Below are 16,771 nucleotides of genomic sequence, written 5' to 3'. Positions count from 1 at the left end.
TTGACCCCTTCGGCCGCGGCCCCGTAACCTTGACCGTCGGCGTGTCGAATGGCACGTCACATCCCCGTAAACCTCATCCTCCGGGCGCCGGGCGCCAGGAGAGGCCGCTCGCTGAGTCGGGCGGCTGGCCTGCGGGGGTGCCGTTTCCCGAGCTAGAGAGTGAGTTCCGCGTGTACGCCATCGTGCGCAGCGGTGGTCGCCAGCACAAGGTTGCTGTCGGCGACATCGTTGAGGTTGACAAGATTTCCACTGCCAAGGTTGGCGACTCGGTCGAGCTCTCGACCCTGCTCGTTGTCGACGGCGACGCCGTGACCAGCGACCCGTGGGTGCTGGCCGGCATCAAGGTCCAGGCCGAGGTCGTGGACCACCACAAGGGCCAGAAGATCGACATTCTGCGCTACAAGAACAAGACGGGTTACCGCCGTCGCCAGGGCCACCGCCAGCAGTACACGGCGATCAAGGTCACTGAGATCCCCGCGGCTGCGAAGTAAGGGACTGAGGAGAAATGGCACACAAGAAGGGCGCATCGTCCACTCGGAACGGTCGCGACTCCAATGCCCAGCGGCTCGGCGTGAAGCGCTTCGGCGGTCAGGTCGTCAACGCGGGTGAGATCCTGGTCCGTCAGCGTGGCACCCACTTCCACCCGGGCTCCGGCGTCGGCCGTGGCGGCGACGACACGCTGTTCGCCCTCGAGGCCGGTTCGGTGCAGTTCGGCACCCACCGTGGCCGCAAGGTCGTGAACATCGTTCCGGTCGCCTGATCGGAAACTTTCGCGAGGCGGACCTCACTTCCCTCACGGGAAGCGGGTCCGCCTTTCGCGTGTTACCCCAAGACATTCCCGCAGTAACTGGAGGCACATCCCATGACCACCTTCGTGGACCGCGTCGAGCTGCACGTCGCCGCGGGTAGCGGAGGCCACGGCTGTGCCTCCGTCCACCGTGAGAAGTTCAAGCCCCTCGGCGGGCCGGACGGCGGCAACGGCGGGCGCGGCGGGGACGTGATCCTCACCGTGGACCAGTCGATCACCACGCTGCTCGACTACCACCACTCCCCGCACCGCAAGGCCACCAACGGCAAGCCCGGCGAGGGCGGCAACCGCTCCGGCAAGGACGGTCAGGACCTCGTGCTGCCGGTGCCGGACGGCACCGTGGTGCTGGACAAGGCGGGCAACGTCCTCGCCGACCTGGTCGGGCACGGCACGTCGTACGTCGCCGCGCAGGGCGGCCGGGGCGGGCTCGGCAACGCGGCGCTGGCCTCCGCGCGGCGCAAGGCGCCCGGGTTCGCGCTGCTCGGTGAGCCGGGGGACATGAGGGATGTCGTCCTGGAGCTGAAGACGGTCGCCGACGTGGCCCTCGTCGGGTACCCGAGCGCCGGCAAGTCCTCGCTGATCTCGGTGCTGAGCGCCGCCAAGCCGAAGATCGCCGACTACCCCTTCACCACGCTCGTGCCGAACCTCGGTGTCGTCACGGCCGGTTCGACGGTGTACACGATCGCCGACGTGCCCGGGCTGATCCCCGGGGCCAGCCAGGGCAAGGGCCTGGGCCTGGAGTTCCTGCGGCACGTGGAGCGGTGCAGTGTGCTCGTGCACGTCCTGGACACCGCGACGCTGGAGTCGGAACGCGACCCGGTCTCCGACCTCGACATCATCGAGGAGGAGCTGCGGCAGTACGGCGGGCTGGACAAGCGGCCGCGCATGGTCGTCCTGAACAAGATCGACGTACCGGACGGCAAGGATCTGGCCGAGATGGTGCGCCCCGACCTGGAGGCACGCGGCTACCGCGTGTTCGAGGTGTCGGCCGTGGCGCACATGGGCCTGAAGGAGCTGTCGTACGCGCTCGCCGAGCTCGTGGCGCAGTCGCGGGCCGCGAAGCCGAAGGAAGAGGCCACCCGGATCGTGATCCGGCCCAAGGCCGTGGACGACACCGGCTTCACCGTGACGCAGGAGGCCGACGGCCTGTTCCGGGTGCGGGGCGAGAAGCCCGAGCGCTGGGTGCGCCAGACCGACTTCAACAACGACGAGGCCGTCGGGTACCTCGCCGACCGGCTCAACCGGCTCGGTGTCGAGCAGGAGCTGGTGAAGGCGGGCGCCCGGGGCGGCGACGGCGTCGCCATCGGCCCCGAGGACAACGCGGTCGTCTTCGACTGGGAGCCCTCCATGACGGCCGGGGCCGAGATGCTCGGCCGGCGCGGTGAGGACCACCGCTTCGAGGGGGAGCGGCCCGCCGCTCAGCGCCGTAAGGACCGGCAGGCCGAACGGGACGAAGCGCAGCAGGAGTTCGACGACTTCGAGCCGTTCTGAGTTAACAAGAAGCAAATTCGCAACGCACTCAGGTGCAACCAAGCCGTTCTCCGGTGAGTCGTACAGGGCGGTGCCGGTGAGGATCTTGTTCCTCGCCGGCACGTAACTGCCCAGCGGATCGACGGAGTTGACGTGCCACAGTCCATGAGCAAGCGCAGGGTCGGCCGGGCGGTAGCGGCGGCCATCGCCGTCGTCGCGGCCGTGACCACCCTGGTGGCCGCGCACGCCGCGCACGCCGCCCCAGCCGCCCCGTCCGTCGCGAAGAAGCTCAGGGACGACTTCAACGGCGACGGCTACCAGGACCTTGCCGTCGCCGCCCCGCACGGCAAGGTCGACGGGCAGCCCCAGGCCGGGTACGTGGCCGTCGTGTACGGCTCGGCCAAGGGCATCGACCTGACGCACAAGCAGGTCATCAGCCAGAACACCCCGGGCATACCCGGTGCCGCGGAGACCAACGACGACTACGGCGACGGTCTCGCCGCCGGCGACCTCGACGGCGACGGCTACGCCGACCTGGTCGTGGGCGCCCCGGGTGAGGGCGTCGGGGAGGTCACCTACGCCGGTACGCTCGCCGTGCTGTGGGGCGGGAAGCAGGGCCTGTCGGGCGGTACGGCCGTGGCCACCGGCACCGAGGAGGACCGGGTCGACGCCGAGACCCCGTCGCTCGGTGACTTCAACGGCGACGGCCATCTGGATCTCGCCACCGGCAACCGCCTGCTGTACGGGCCGTTCGACCGCACCACGGGTGCCGCGAGGAGCCGGACCCTGGCCATCGAGCCCGCGTACTTCACGGACGACGTGGCCGCCGGGGACATCGACCACGACGGCATCACGGACCTCGTCGCGCTCATCCACGACCGCAACGAGGACGACATGCACGACCCCGACTACAGGCACCGTCGCGCGGTCTTCCTGAAGGGCACCCGTGACGGCCTGAGCGCCCCCGCCCCCGTGAACAACCCGGACGGCACGCGCATGCGCGGCGGCGAGAGCCTCGGCGTCGGCGACGTGGACAAGGACGGGTACGCCGACCTCGTCATCGGCCGCCCGAACGACGGCTTCGGCGAGGTCGATCTCGACGACCCGCTGCTGAAGGGCGGCCAGATCGGCGTGGTGCACGGCTCGGCCGAGGGCCCCGACGCGTCCCGGACGACGATTATCACGCAGGAAACCCCCTATGTGCCCGGCAGTTCGGAGTGGGCCGACGGTTTCGGCGGGAGCATCTCCGTCGGTGACGTCAACGCCGACGGCTACGCGGACGTCGCCACCGGAAGTTCGAGCGAGGACCTCGGGGATGTGTACGCGGCCGGCCAGGTCACGGTCCTGCGCGGCGGCAGGCAGGGGCTGACCGGCAACGGCGCCTACAGCATGAACCAGAACACCAAGAACGTCCCGGGCACGGCGGAGCAGAACGACTTCTTCGGTTCCGACACCCAGCTGCTCGACGTCAACGGCGACGGCCGGGCGGAGCTGTTCACCGGCGCCACCGGCGAGAACCGGGACGGCGGAGTCTGGGCGTTCCCCAACCCGGTCAACACCCCCACCGCGACCGGCTCGGTCGGCTTCGGCGCGGGCACCCTCGGCACGGTCAGGAGCGGCTCCGGACTCGGCGCGGGTTTCGCTCGCTGACCCGGTACTGATCACCTGTCAGACTCGCCCCGGCAACGGCTTGTTCCGATGCTGGCGGCGAGTCTCTCTTTGTCTGCTTAGTTGTCATGTACGTGAACCCCGGCGTTCAGCGGGCGGACCGCCCGCGAGCGTGAAGCTTCCCCGTGTCCAAGTGGCCAGCGAGGTAAGGGAGTCAGCCGATGACCGGAGCAGTATCCCCCGACCGACGCCGCTTTCTGACCGCGGGTGCCGCGGTCCTCGGCGCCGCCGCCTCCGCCCAGCTGTGGCTTCCGGCCGCCGCCCGCGCGGCCGAGACCCCTCTGCCGGACGGCGTGTTCAGCCTCGGCGTCTCCTCGGGCGACCCGCTCCCGGACGGCATCGTGCTGTGGACCAGGCTCGCCCCGGACCCGCTGAACGGCGGCGGCATGCCCGACCGGGTCGTGCCGGTCGAGTGGCAGATCGCGGAGGACCACCGGTTCAGAAAGCTCGTCCGGCGGGGCACCGCCCAGGCCCGGCCCGAGTACGGGCACAGCGTTCACGTGGACGTACGCGGACTGCGCGCGGGCCGTACGTACTGGTACCGCTTCCGCACCGAAGGGCAGCTCTCACCCGTGGGCCGCACCCGCACCGCGCCCCACCCCTATAGCTCCGGTGGCTCCCTGCGCATGGCCCTCGCCTCCTGCCAGAACTGGCAGCACGGCTACTTCACGCCATACGCGGACATGCTCGACCAGGACCCGGACGTGGTGGTGTTCGTCGGCGACTACATCTACGAGTCCACGCCCTCGGCGACGGCCCTGCGGCGGCACGAGGGCACCGGCGAGCCGTTCAGCCTCGTCCAGTACCGCAACCGGTACGCCCAGTACCGGACGGACCCCGACCTCGCGGCGATGCACGCGAACGCGCCCTTCGTGGTGACCTTCGACGACCACGAGGTGGACAACGACTTCGCCGGCGAGATCCCGCAGGACCCCGACAAGCAGCCGCACGACGCGTTCGTGGCCCGGCTCACCGCCGCCTACCAGGCGTTCTACGAACACATGCCGGTCCGCGCCACCGCCGTCCCGGACGGCCCGCACATCCGGATGCACCGCCGCCTGGAGTTCGGCCGCCTGGCCCGGCTCAACGTCCTGGACACCCGTCAGTACCGCAGCGACCAGGCCACCAGCCAGGAAGGCGCCCAGGATCCGTCGCTGACCATGCTGGGCGCGCAGCAGAAGGAGTGGCTGCTGAACGGGCTCAAGAACTCGCCCGCCCGCTGGAACCTCGTCGCCTCCCAGATCATGATGGCCGAGACGGACCTCAAGGTCGGCGAGGGCAAACTCTGGTTCTACGACGCCTGGGACGGCTATCAGGCAGAACGCAACCGTTTCCTCCAGGAGTTCCGGCAGGTCCGCAACCCGGTCGTGCTCTCCGGTGACCGGCACCTGACGATGATCAGCGACCTCAAGGCGGACTTCGCCGACCCGGACTCGGACGTCGTCGGAGCCGAGTTCGTCGGCACCTCCATCTCCAGCAACGGCGACCAGGACCAGGAGGCCTTCCGCAGGGAGTGGGACCCGCGGCGCCCGGACAACCCGCACTGGAAGCTGCTCGACGCGCACCGCGGCTACCACCTCTTCGACGTCCACCGCGACCGCATCGACGCCCAGGTCCGGGTGGTCGACACGGTCCGGCAGACCACGGCGACCCCTAGCACGCTGGCCCGGCTGAGGGTCCGGGCGGGCCGCCCGGGCGTCGAGGTCGTCTGACCCGGCCCGCGTGGCGCGTGAGCCCGGGACTCCTCGGAGTCCCGGGCTCACGGCGTATTGCTCCGGCCGAGACCGAAATGCTGCGGGATCTTGACCAGGAATTCCACGGGCGCCGCCGTCGCCGTGGCGCCGGGCACACTCGCAAAGCGCGTACCGTGCACCGGACATCGTCCAAGGAACTCGGACAGGTCCCCGGTCGCCGCCGACGCGAGCGGCTTCGGCGCCGCTGCGCTTCTGTGGAGTTACTCACAGCAATTCCCGGGGCGCCCGCATCGCCGGCGGAACCGTCTCGCCAATCACCGGCGTCACCAGGTGAATGAGGGGTTGCGCGCACATATGCGGTGGAGGTCGCTCACCTTGCATTGCGGTAACCACAAGTGGGACCATTTCCAAGTTCCCTGTCGCCCCAAGGTAGGTCACCTGTGTCCCAGCACATAGCCAAGCCCCGTACCACCGCAGTGATCCTGGCCGGTGGCACCGGCCAGCGCGTGGGTCTGTCGATCCCCAAGCAGCTGCTGAAGATCGCCGGCAAGGCAGTCATCGAGCACACGCTGACCACCTTCGAGAACGCCGACTCGATCGACGACATCATCGTGCTGATGGCTCCGGGTTATGTGCCCGACATCGAGAAGATTGTCGCGAAGGCCGGATTCAAGAAGGTCTCGAAGGTCATCGAGGGCGGCTCCACACGGAACGAGACCACCGAGCGCGCCATCGCCGCGCTGGGCGAGGGCCTGGCCGAGGGCGAGGACGCCAACGTCCTCTTCCACGACGCCGTGCGCCCCCTGCTCTCGCAGCGCGTCATCGACGACTGTGTCGTCGCCCTGGAGCGCTTCCAGGCCGTCGACGTGGCCATCCCGTCCGCGGACACCATCATCGTCACGCGCACGCACGGCGAGGACGGCGAGTTCATCACCGAGATCCCGGACCGCTCCCGGCTGCGCCGCGGCCAGACGCCGCAGGCCTTCAAGCTGTCCACGATCAAGCGGGCCTACGAGGTCGCCGCCGGCGACCCCAACTTCCAGGCGACCGACGACTGCTCCGTCGTGCTCAAGTACCTGCCGGACGTGCCGATCCACGTCGTCGCGGGTGACGAGTACAACATGAAGGTCACCCAGCCCGTCGACGTCTTCATCGCCGACAAGCTCTTCCAGCTGGCCTCCACGGCCGCGCCCGAGCAGGTCTCCGAGGAGGCCTACCGCGAGCTGCTGACCGGCAAGACCATGGTCGTCTTCGGCGGCAGCTACGGCATCGGCAAGGACATCGCCGAGCTCGCCGAGTCCTACGGCGCCAAGGTCTACGCGCTCGGCCGCTCCACCACCGGCACCCACGTGGAGAACCCGGAGGAGGTCGACGACGCCCTGTCCAAGGCCTACGCCGAGACGGGCCGCATCGACTACGTGGTCAACACCGCCGGCGTGCTGCGCATAGGCAAGCTCGCCGAGACCGACAACGCCACCATCGAGGAGGCGCTGAAGGTCAACTACCTGGCCCCGGTGCAGATCGCCCGGTCGTCGTACAAGTACCTGTCCGAGACCAAGGGCCAGTTGCTGCTCTACACCTCCAGCAGCTACACCCGGGGCCGGGCCGAGTACAGCCTGTACTCCTCCACCAAGGCCGCCATGGTGAACCTCACCCAGGCGCTGTCCGACGAGTGGGCCGGCGACGGCGTCCGCGTCAACTGCATCAACCCCGAGCGCACCGCCACGCCCATGCGCACCAAGGCCTTCGGCCAGGAGCCCTCGGGCTCCCTGCTGTCCTCCGAGGCCGTGGCCCGCACCTCGCTCGACGTGCTGCTCTCCGAGCTCACCGGCCACGTCATCGACGTCCGCCAGCAGGACCCGACGGCCGGCGCGGCCCGGGCCTCCGGCTTCGAGCAGGCACTGGCCACGGTGCTGGACCGGCAGGACGGCGTGTAATAATTGGCGCCAAATAGACTTCAGTAATTCAGGCCTCTGCGCCCTCCTGTTAACGGGTTTTCGTCGACAGGAGTGTTCGCAGGGGCCTGAATCCATACAGTCTCGCGAATATTCACAGACCAGCCGCATTCTCGAACCAAGACCGGCACACCCCTCCCAAGAGCAGGTTTCTCCGTGATATCCACCGCTATTCGCGTCGCCCGGGTGGGCAGCGCGGCCGAGCTGGCCGCGGCGGTCCTCATGGTGGCGGGCTTCCCCGCCCTCATGCTGGCCGCGCTCGTCCCGAGCGTTCCAGCCTTCGCGGCAGCGGCCGCCGTGACGTACCTGGCGGACCACTATCTGCACCGCAAGGGCAGCTACCTGATCAACCGCCTCGGCAAGGTGCGGGCCGGCCTGTCGATCCGCTTCCTGATAAGGCAGCTGCTGCTCGTCCTGCTGCTGGCCCGGCTGTCCCTCGCGGACAACCTGATCTACTACGGGGCGATCGCCTGCTTCATCGCCTTCTACGGCCTCCAGGCCCCGCACGGCGCGCTGGTCCAGCTGATCCGCAACCGCCGCCGCATGCCGGTCGCCACCCGCAACGTCGACCTGGCCTCCCGCATCCGCATCCCGGACGCTCCGCCCCGCAGGCTGCTGCACCGCTCCGCCGAGAAGATGCTCCACCTCGACCTCGCGGCGGTCGTCGGCATCCTGGTCGCCGCGCAGGTCAAGTCGGCCCTGATCGGCTTCATCGGCATCGGCGTCACGGTGGCCGTGGCCACCCTGTACGTCCTGGCGCTCGTGCCCTTCGTGCGCGGCCGGAAGATCCCGCCGAACGCCGAGAAGGTCCTGGCCGCCGTCGACGACTGGCTGGCCGAGTACAAGCCGGAGACGGTCCTGTACTTCTCCGGTTCGAAGGACTCCGCCTACCAGGTCAACATGTGGCTCGACACCATGGAGAAGCTGGAGTCCAAGCCGCTGATCATCCTGCGTGAGCGGGCCATCCTGAACAATCTGGCGCCCACCACGGTCCCCGTCATCTGCGTGCCCGGAGGGGTGCACCTGATGAACATGGACCTGTCCACGGTGCGCGTCGCGCTCTACGCGGCCAACGTCGGCAAGAACATCCACATGCTGCGCGTGCCCACCATCAAGCACGTCTTCATCGGCCACGGCGACAGCGACAAGCTCGCCAGCGTCAACCCGTACAGCAAGGTCTACGACGAGGTGTGGACGGCCGGCCGCGCGGGCCGCGATCGCTACGCCATCGCCGACGTCGGTGTCCGCGACGACGACATCGTCGAGGTCGGGCGCCCCCAGCTCGCCCCGATCCGGACCTGGCAGGGCGTCCCCGAGGGCCGCATCCCGACCGTGCTGTACGCCCCCACCTGGGAGGGCTGGGACGGCAACCCGGGCAACACCTCGGTCGTGCTGGCCGGCGAGAACATCGTGAAGCAGCTCGTGCAGGCCGACCCGCCGGTCCGTGTCCTGTACAAGCCGCACCCGTTCACCGGCAACGTCAGCAAGGAAGCGGGCGCCGCGCACCGGCGGATCACCGCCCTGGTGCAGAAGGCCGCGGCCGAGCGCGCCATCAACACGCGGTTCGTCGCCGACACCGCCGCCCAGGCGCAGGCCAAGGCCGAGCTGGACCGCATCCAGGCCCGGCTCGCCCAGCTGTCCGGCTCCGGCGGTGACCGCGGCGACGAGGCCGTGGCCACCCGTGACGGGCTGATCGACGTCGCCCGGCACGAGGAGGCCGCCCGGCTGCGCGCCGAGTGGAACGACGCCTACTGGCGTTCCTTCCCGTCCTGGGAGCACCGCGTCATCACCGGCGCCGAGCCCCGGCTGTACGACTGCTTCAACGTCTCCGACGCGATGGTCTCCGACATCTCCAGCGTGGTCTCCGACTTCATCGCGAGCGGCAAGCCGTACGCGGTCACGGACTCCGCCGCGGTGGGCGTGGAGGAGTTCAAGCGGAACAACACGGCGGTGCGGGCCGCGGTGATCCTGTCCAACAGCGCGTCCGAGCTGGGCGAGCTGCTCGGCGCGGTCCGCGCACCGGACGCCGACCCGCTGGCCGAGGACCGCAAGGAGCTCAAGCGGTACCTGCTGGGCCCGGACGAGCCGACCTCGCTGGAGCAGTTCAACACCGCCGTCGCGAACCTCGCCCTCAAGGCCGAGACGCGCAACGTCGGCCAGCAGTCACGCGACGCGGCCGCCCTCGCGGAGAGCGAGGCCGAGCTGGCGAACGCCGTGCCCGGGCAGCGGGTGCCCACGGCCGGTGACACGGACGGGGTCGGCACGGCCTGAACTTCCGCCGCTGACTGAAGAGTTCGGCCCCGAGGAGCTTCTCCTCGGGGCCGAACTCTTGTCGTTTCCCGGACCCTGTCCGCTCAATGTGTGACCTGTCCCACTAACACCCGTGTGCGAGGCAACCGCTTGCCTCGATCACCCGTCTACCAAGTAGCGAATGAGGCGATACGGGGGGAATATCCCATTGACTAGGGGGAAACGTGACCGTGACGCAGCCTGATGTGAGTGTGATCATCGGGGCGTACGAAGCGATGCCGTATCTGATCGAGTGCCTCTCGTCCGTCGAGGCACAGACCATCGATCCGACACGCGTCGAGGTCATCGCGGTGGACGACGGTTCGACGGACGGGACGGGGGAGTACCTGGAGGAGTTCGCCGAGCGGGCTCCCATGCACGTGCTGGTGATCCGGCAGGAGAACTCCGGCGGGCCCAGCGGCCCGCGCAACGTCGGCCTGGGCAAGGCCACCGGGCGCTACGTCTTCTTCCTCGACGCCGACGACCGGCTGGGCCCCGAGGCCCTGGAGCGCATGGTCGGCATGGCCGACCGGGCGGGCACGGACGTCGTGCTCGGCAAGGTCGAGGGCGTCAACCGCTCGGCACCGAAGTCCATGTGGGGCAAGACCGTGGAGCGGACGGACGTCTTCTCCTCCAACATCAAGTTCACGCTCAGCGCGCAGAAGCTGTTCCGCCGCGACCTGCTGGACCGGCACGGCATGCGCTTCGACGAGTCGCTGTTCACCGGCGAGGACGCCCTGTTCACCATGGAGGCGTATCTGCGGGCGGACGGCGTCTCCGTGGTCGCCGACCACACCTGCTACTACCTGGTCGGCCGCGACGACGGTAAGCACGTGACGAAGAGCGGCAGTTACACGCTGCGCTTCGACTCCGCGCGGGCCCTGATGGAGCTCATCGCCGAGCTCGTCCCCGCGGGCGGCCGGCGCGACCAGCTGATGCTCCGGCCCTTCCTCGTCACGCTGCTGCCGCAGTTCGGGCCCAAGTACCTGACGGACAGCGAGGAGATACGCCGGCACAAGTTCGAGCTGGCCAAGCCGCTGATGGACGCCCACTGGACCGAGGGCGTCGCCCACCGCCTCAAGGTCCACGAGCGGCTGCGGCTGCACCTGGTCGCCGAGCAGCGTCCGGAACTGCTCCTGGACGTGGTGAAGTTCGTCAAGGCCAAGAAGCAGGCGGCGGCCCTCCTGGAGAGGAAGGGCCGCCGGGTGTACCTGGCCTACCCGCACTTCCGGGACCGCGCCGCGGGCGTCCCCGACTCCGTCTACCTCGCCGAGCCCCGGGAGGCCCGCGCCTTCCCCGGCTACCGCGAGGGCGGCGTCGACACGTTCGTACGCCGGGCGGTGCGCAAGGCGCGGCGGGTCATCACCTCGCGGGAGGTGCGGCACGCGGCCTGACCGCGTCCGCCGCCGCTCAGCGCGGTGCGGTCGGGAGCGCGGTCCCGGTGCGCTGGCCGGGCACCGCGGCCAGCCGGTCCGCCACCCGTGCCCGGTGGTCCCGGGCCTCCCCGCACAGCGCCCGGACGGCGTCGTTGAAGCGCTCCTGTGACGACGGCTCCGCCGGGCCCAGCAGGCGCAGCTTCAACTCCGCCCGCGCCTCGGCCAGCTCGTCGTTCTCCGGGTGCCGGACCGTCTCCAGCAGGCCCGGCACCCCGGCGGCGTCGGGGGTCAGCACCGTCGCGGCCACCACCGTCGGGAACGCCGTACGGAAGGCGTCCTCGGGCAGCCCGCTGGTGTTGGCCACCGCGTACGGCTTCTCGCTCGCCAGGAAGTCGCTGATCACGCTCGACACATCACTGATCAGCAGGTCGGCCACGTTGAAGCAGGAGTACAGCGTCGGCCGGGCGTCCGTGATGATCTGGTGCTCGCCCTCCGGCAGCGAGGCCCAGTACGCCTCCTCCCACGCGGCCGTCGCGCGCGCCACCGCCGCCGCCCGGCCCGGCTCCGGCGCCGACTGCACCAGCATCAGCTCCACGGTGTCGGCCCCGGCCCGGAAGGCCGACCTCGTGAGCCGGTCCAGCTCGGCGGTGCAGCGGGCGAGTTCCGCGCTGTCCGAGGGGCCCGTCGCCGCCCGCTCCCGGTTGGCCGCCCGGATCAGCTCCCGGATCCGCAGATCGGCCGCGCCCGCACGCGGGTCCACCGAGCCCGTCAGCGGATGCGGCTTGTACAGCAGCCGCACGCCCGGGTCGGAGAGCAGCGCCCGCACCAGGTTCTCGCCGGCCGCGACCACCGACGTGTTGCCGGGGTTGCCGTCCCAGCCCTCCCAGGTCGGCGCGTACAGCACGGTCGTGCGCGCCCCGGCCGGCGGACCCGCGTACGGCAGCACGCCGTCCAGCTGCGGGCGGCCGGTCTCCACCACGTCCTTGTCCTCGACCCCGACCTCGGCCAGCGCGTACCGCTCGCGCGCGGCGGGCCCGGCCACCCACACCTCGTCGTACGCCTTCGCGTAGGGGTTGCAGGAGGAGAGCTTGTCGCTCTCGCCGTGGTTGACGAAGGTGTGCTTGATCGTGGGGATCCGCAGCACCTGGGAGGTCTTGCCGGAGTTCGACGGGTGGATGAGGACCTGGAGCGTGGAGTGCTCCAGGTGCATCAGCGTCGACACCTTCGGCAGGCACACGATCGGGATGTCCGTCGCGGCGATCTTCTGCACCATGAACCGCTCGCGCAGCACGATGACCGGCCGGCCCTCCAGCCCGGCGAGCGGCTCCAGCCACATGTTCGCCTGGTAGGCCGAGGCGGCACCGCCGGAGAAGTACAGGCCCACGGTCGGCCGGTAGTCGGCCAGCCACGCGTCGAACCAGTCGAGCACCTCCTGCTCGCCGGCCGGACGACGGCCCGGCAGCAGCCGCAGGAGCAGCATGCCGAGGCCCGTCAGCCCGAGGGCCAGGGACAGGGCGATGCCCGCGGCCGCGTACACCGGCCGGTCGCCCGGCGCGCTGGCCAGGAGCCCGGCCGTGGCCGGCAGGCCGAACACCAGCAGCCGGTGTCCGGGACGCCGCAGCAGCACGGCCGGGGCCGGGGACAGGCGCAGCGCCGAGGCGTCGATGTTCCGGGTGACCACCGGCAGGGTGCGGGTGCGGCGTACCAGCACGGAGACCGCCTGGATCGCGCAGTGCAGCACGTAGAAGACGAGCAGCCCGGCCACCAGCGGGACGTAGACCGTCTCCCGGTCCTGCTCGCCCAGCCGCAGCAGGGCCACGACCAGGAGCAGGTCACGCACGACGTGCCGCACGGTGATGTCCGCGTGTGACTTGGCGAACAGCGACAGCACCCCGCGCTGCCAGCGGTACAGGACGCCCTCGGTGGCCAGGGAGACCACCGTCGCGGCGATCAGCAGCGGAACGTCGGGCAGCAGCGCCGCGACCGCCTGTGCGGCGAACGCGGCGGCCAGGACGACGGTGACCAGCCCCTTGAGGAGGGCCTGCGGGCGGGGGAGAGGTACGGGCACTGCGGTCACTCCAGGAGCGTCGGGTCGGCGCAGGTCGGCCGTCCGGGTTAACGCGCGGCGGCCTCCTGACGACACGCGCGTGTCGTCAGGGTGTGGGGAGCGGTCGTCGACGCGTGTCGTCGGACCGTAGCGGAAGGCAGCGTTCCTGTCGTCGGTGGGGCCGGGAAAAAGAAGATCGGATTCCCGGCGCGCGGCGGGACCGGACGAGGACGGCCGCCGTCCCGTGACACGGGCGGCACCGTCCGTAACGTGGACCGGCGCCACGCCCCGCCCGGCAGTCCCGTAGATTTCCTGGTGAGGGAGCGAATCGACGCGAGGGGACGGACGGCGACGTGGCAGGGGCAAGACAGGCCGTGGGCGAGGCCCGCAGGATCGTCGTCAAGGTCGGGTCCTCCTCGCTGACCACCGCCTCGGGCGGCCTGGACGCGGACCGCGTGGACGCGCTGGTCGACGTCCTCGCCAAGGTCCGCAGCGGCGGGGAACGCGAGATCGTCCTGGTCTCCTCGGGCGCCATCGCCGCCGGCCTCGCCCCGCTGGGCCTGCGCCGCCGCCCCAAGGACCTCGCCCGGCAGCAGGCCGCCGCGAGCGTCGGCCAGGGCCTGCTGGTCGCCCGCTACACCGCCTCCTTCGCCCGCTACGGCGTCCGCGTCGGGCAGGTCCTGCTGACGTCCGACGACATGAGCCGCCGCTCGCACCACCGCAATGCCTCGCGCACCCTCGACAAGCTCCTCGCGATGGGCGCCCTCCCGGTCGTCAACGAGAACGACACCGTCGCCACGGACGAGATCCGCTTCGGCGACAACGACCGCCTCGCCGCCCTCGTCGCCCACCTCGTCCACGCCGACCTGCTGGTCCTGCTGTCCGACGTGGACGGCGTCTACGACGGGGATCCCGCGAAGCCCGGCACCTCCCGCATCGGCGAGGTGCGCGACCCCGCCGACCTCGCACACGTCGAGATCGGCAGCACCGGCAAGGCCGGCGTCGGCACCGGCGGCATGGTCACCAAGGTCGAGGCCGCCCGGATCGCGGCCGCCGCCGGCGTTCCCGTCGTCCTCACCAGCACCGTCCACGCGGCCGACGCCCTGACCGGCCAGGACACCGGCACCTTCTTCCACCCCACCGGCAAGCGCTCCGCCGACCGGCTGCTGTGGCTCCAGCACGCCTCCACCCCGCAGGGCGCACTGACCCTGGACGACGGCGCCGTGCAGGCCGTCGTGGACCGCCGCAAGTCGCTGCTGCCGGCCGGGATCGCCGCCGTCGAGGGCGAGTTCAGCGCAGGCGACCCGGTCGAGCTGCGGGACGGCACGGGGCAGGCGGTGGCCCGCGGGCTCGTCAACTTCGACGCCAAGGAGATCCCCCGGCTCATCGGCCGCTCGACCCGGGAACTGGCCCGCGAACTCGGACCCGCGTACGAACGCGAGGTCGTACACAGGGACGACCTGGTGGTTCTGCACCCGTAATGCGTCGAAACGTCCGCCCCCGGTGGTGGACGTTCCGCAAAACCGCCACGCGATCCCTTGCGGCCTGCTCAACTTTGTCTCGGGGACCTATTCCGCAGCAGCGCCACTGTGCAAAAGGAGGCCGTCGTGCGACGAGTGCGCCCTGGGACTCAGGCGTCCCGCGGTGGTGCCGGCTCCCGCGCGGCCGGTGAGGAGCGCGCCCTGACGAGCGTGGCGGCCGGGGACCGGTTCCAGGGCGAGGAGCCCGGCGACACCCCGCGTCTGTGGCACGTCACCCTCAGCGTCTCCGGCAAGGAGGCCCCGCTCCCGGAGGTCCGCCGCGCCCTGGAGCAGCTCGCCCACGACCATCCCTTCTTCCTGACCAGCCGGTACGCGGTCGACCACGCGGAGATCCGCTACTGGGAGGAGGCCCGCGACCTGCACGACGCGGCCGCCGTCGCCCTGCGCCTGTGGGGCGAGCACCGGCAGAGCGCCGGGCTGCCGCCCTGGGAGATCGTCGGCCTGGAGGTCATCGACCGCGTGACGTACCACCAGCGCATCGCCGAGGGGTACGGACCGCCGCCGGCGTCGCCGGTCGGCGTTCACCCGTTTTGACCCGTTCCACGAAGTGTCTCGCGCTGTGGAACGAACGATGAACCGAACCGCCCGGCGCACTACCCTTCCCTCATGACCACGCTCTCTCCGTACGACTCCATGTCCCCGGTCACCGAGGCCGCCTACCGCGCCAAGGCCGCCGCAGCGACCCTCGCGCCGCTGCCCCGGGCCGAGAAGGACGACGCGCTGCTCGCCATCGCGGACGCACTGGAGGTCCGTGCGAGCGAGGTCGTCGAGGCCAACGCCAAGGACGTCGCCAAGGCCCGCGAGGCCGGCATCAGCGAGGGCATGATCGACCGGCTCACGCTCACCCCCGAGCGGATCCGCGCCATCGCCTCCGACGTGCGCGACGTCGCCGCCCTGCCCGACCCGGTCGGCGAGGTCGTCCGCGGCTCCACGCTGCCCAACGGCATCGACCTGCGCCAGGTCCGCGTGCCGCTCGGCGTCGTCGGCATCATCTACGAGGGCCGCCCGAACGTCACCGTCGACGCCGCCGCCCTGTGCCTGAAGTCCGGCAACGCGGTCCTGCTGCGCGGCTCCTCCTCGGCGTACCAGTCGAACACCGCCCTCGTGCGCGTCCTGCGCGACGCCGTCGGCGGGGCCGGGCTGCCCGCCGACGCCGTCCAGCTCGTCCCCGGCGAGAGCCGCGACAGCGTGCGCGAGCTGATGCGCGCCCGCGGCCTGGTCGACGTGCTCATCCCGCGCGGCGGCGCCTCCCTGATCAACACGGTCGTCCAGGAGTCCGTCGTCCCGGTCATCGAGACCGGCACCGGCAATTGCCACGTCTACGTCGACGCCCAGGCCGACCTCGACATGGCCGTCGAGATCCTGATCAACTCCAAGGCCCACCGGGTCGGCGTCTGCAACGCCGCCGAGACCCTCCTGGTCCACCAGGACATCGCCGCCGAGTTCCTGCCCCGCGCCCTGGACGCCCTCGCGGAGGCCGGGGTCACCGTGCACGCCGACGAGCGCGTGCAGGCCCACGCCAAGGACTCCAAGGCCACCGTGGTCGAGGCGACGGCCGAGGACTGGGAGACCGAGTACCTGTCGTACGACATCGCCGCCGCGGTCGTGGACTCGCTGGACAAGGCCGTCGAGCACATCCGGCTGTGGACCTCCGGCCACACCGAGGCCATCGTCACGACCTCCCAGCAGGCCGCCCGCCGCTTCACCCAGCTGGTCGACTCCACCACCGTCGCCGTGAACGCCTCCACCCGCTTCACCGACGGCGGCCAGTTCGGCTTCGGCGCCGAGATCGGCATCTCCACCCAGAAACTCCACGCCCGCGGCCCCATGGGCCTGCCGGAGCTGACCAGCACGAAGTACATCGTCACCGGGGACGGGCACATCCGGCGCTGACCACGTTCGGCGTAGGGCGGTATGCGGGCC

At 70.7% G+C, this 16,771-nt stretch carries 12 protein-coding genes; 11 read left to right on the top strand and 1 reads right to left on the bottom strand.

Features of this window, described 5'->3' with window-relative positions:
- The first annotated feature begins 170 nt into the window (after positions 1–170).
- The 8 genes from rplU (at position 171) to RFN52_RS13455 (ending at position 11,278) form a co-directional block, all read left to right on the top strand.
- Positions 171–491, top strand: coding sequence for a 50S ribosomal protein L21 (rplU, locus tag RFN52_RS13490; RefSeq protein WP_031130898.1), 321 nt, complete (start codon positions 171–173; stop codon positions 489–491).
- A gap of 14 nt (positions 492–505) precedes the next feature.
- Positions 506–760 (top strand): 50S ribosomal protein L27, encoded by a 255-nt coding sequence (gene rpmA, locus RFN52_RS13485; protein ID WP_031107501.1) that lies wholly within the window; start codon positions 506–508, stop codon positions 758–760.
- Between the two features lie 102 nt (positions 761–862).
- Positions 863–2,299 carry a GTPase ObgE gene (gene obgE, locus RFN52_RS13480; protein ID WP_184846311.1) on the top strand — a complete coding sequence of 479 codons (1,437 nt, stop codon included), beginning with the start codon at positions 863–865 and terminating at the stop codon, positions 2,297–2,299.
- Positions 2,300–2,443: 144 nt separating this feature from the next.
- Positions 2,444–3,928, top strand: a complete 1,485-nt coding sequence (locus RFN52_RS13475; RefSeq protein ID WP_184846309.1) for an FG-GAP-like repeat-containing protein — start codon at positions 2,444–2,446, stop codon at positions 3,926–3,928.
- Between the two features lie 179 nt (positions 3,929–4,107).
- Positions 4,108–5,658 (top strand): alkaline phosphatase D family protein, encoded by a 1,551-nt coding sequence (locus tag RFN52_RS13470; RefSeq protein WP_184846307.1) that lies wholly within the window; start codon positions 4,108–4,110, stop codon positions 5,656–5,658.
- Positions 5,659–6,080: 422 nt separating this feature from the next.
- Positions 6,081–7,577, top strand: a complete 1,497-nt coding sequence (locus tag RFN52_RS13465; protein WP_184846305.1) for a bifunctional cytidylyltransferase/SDR family oxidoreductase — start codon at positions 6,081–6,083, stop codon at positions 7,575–7,577.
- 174 nt (positions 7,578–7,751) lie between these two features.
- A complete protein-coding gene (locus RFN52_RS13460; RefSeq protein WP_229856280.1) occupies positions 7,752–9,866 on the top strand; it encodes a CDP-glycerol glycerophosphotransferase family protein in 2,115 nt (704 codons plus the stop codon).
- Between the two features lie 203 nt (positions 9,867–10,069).
- Positions 10,070–11,278: a glycosyltransferase family 2 protein gene (locus RFN52_RS13455; protein ID WP_184846303.1), complete on the top strand. Its 1,209-nt coding sequence runs from the start codon at positions 10,070–10,072 to the stop codon at positions 11,276–11,278.
- A 16-nt stretch (positions 11,279–11,294) separates the two neighbouring features.
- Here RFN52_RS13455 and RFN52_RS13450 read toward each other — a convergent pair whose 3' ends face one another.
- Complete coding sequence (locus RFN52_RS13450) at positions 11,295–13,328, bottom strand: CDP-glycerol glycerophosphotransferase family protein (protein WP_184853881.1); 2,034 nt, start codon at positions 13,326–13,328, stop codon at positions 11,295–11,297.
- A 353-nt stretch (positions 13,329–13,681) separates the two neighbouring features.
- On the opposite strand from RFN52_RS13450, the gene proB reads away from it, so the two are divergent.
- The 3 genes from proB (at position 13,682) to RFN52_RS13435 (ending at position 16,741) form a co-directional block, all read left to right on the top strand.
- Positions 13,682–14,788: a glutamate 5-kinase gene (gene proB / locus RFN52_RS13445; RefSeq protein WP_184853880.1), complete on the top strand. Its 1,107-nt coding sequence runs from the start codon at positions 13,682–13,684 to the stop codon at positions 14,786–14,788.
- Positions 14,789–14,923: 135 nt separating this feature from the next.
- Positions 14,924–15,382 carry a DUF8830 family protein gene (locus RFN52_RS13440; protein WP_229856343.1) on the top strand — a complete coding sequence of 153 codons (459 nt, stop codon included), beginning with the start codon at positions 14,924–14,926 and terminating at the stop codon, positions 15,380–15,382.
- Between the two features lie 72 nt (positions 15,383–15,454).
- The gene (locus RFN52_RS13435) at positions 15,455–16,741 is read left to right on the top strand and encodes a glutamate-5-semialdehyde dehydrogenase (RefSeq protein ID WP_184846300.1); all 1,287 of its coding nucleotides are present in this window, start codon (positions 15,455–15,457) and stop codon (positions 16,739–16,741) included.
- Positions 16,742–16,771 lie beyond the last annotated feature (30 nt).

The sequence above is a fragment of the Streptomyces collinus genome (genome assembly GCF_031348265.1).
GTDB classification, from domain to species: Bacteria; Actinomycetota; Actinomycetes; order Streptomycetales; family Streptomycetaceae; genus Streptomyces; species Streptomyces collinus.
This window is presented reverse-complemented; position numbering and strand designations above follow the sequence as displayed.